A 745-nucleotide genomic window follows, 5' to 3' on the forward strand; every position below is an offset into this window, starting at 1 on the left:
GCAGTTCCCGATACATGGAGGTTCCGCGCTTCCAGTGCTTGAGCTGGATAGCCCGCAGCCTGTGACGCAGCCATTCATCGAGTTCTCGCCATACCTTTGGGGTTTGCGCCAGCTGGAAGTACCCTTTCCAACCCAACATATAGGAACGAAGTCCCTGCACTACATCGGCCATACTGCGCCCGCCGGATCGGCAGGTCAGCTCCCGGATGCGTTGCTTGTACGCCTGCAGTGGCTTTTCCGCCACCTTGCGCTTGACTTCGCCCCCACGCCCCACCCACAGGCTGTAACCGAGGAACTTGCGGCCGAAGACGCTGGCCACGGCGCTCTTGCTTTCGTTGACCACGAGGTGCAACCTGGCATAGCAGCGCCGCAGGATCGTCATCACTCGCTCACCCGCCCGCTTGCTGCGCACATACACGTTCGCATCGTCGGCGTAGCGCGCAAAGCGATGGCCGCGCCGTTCCAGTTCCTTGTCCACTTCATCGAGCATCACGTTGGCAAGCAGCGGACTCAGGGGCCCGCCTTGCGGCGTTCCTTCGCTTCGCTCCTGTACCACGCCATGGTCCATGATGCCGCTGTTCAGATAGGCACGGACCAGCCGGATCACTCCGGCGTCGTCGATGCGTTTCCTCAGGCGGTCGATCAAAATGTCATGGTTGACCCGGTCGAAGAACTTCGACAGGTCCACGTCTACCACGATCCTCAGCCCGGATTGGACGTAAGCCTGAGCGGCTAGCACCGCGTC

At 61.3% G+C, this 745-nt stretch carries 1 protein-coding gene; it reads right to left on the bottom strand.

Going from position 1 to position 745, the window contains the following annotated elements:
* Nucleotides 1-745: reverse transcriptase domain-containing protein (locus ACFFJK_RS22850; RefSeq protein ID WP_379681955.1), on the bottom strand; the 745-nt coding region annotated here is incomplete at both ends.

This window comes from Massilia consociata, assembly GCF_042432755.1.
GTDB classification, from domain to species: domain Bacteria; phylum Pseudomonadota; class Gammaproteobacteria; order Burkholderiales; family Burkholderiaceae_D; genus Telluria; species Telluria consociata.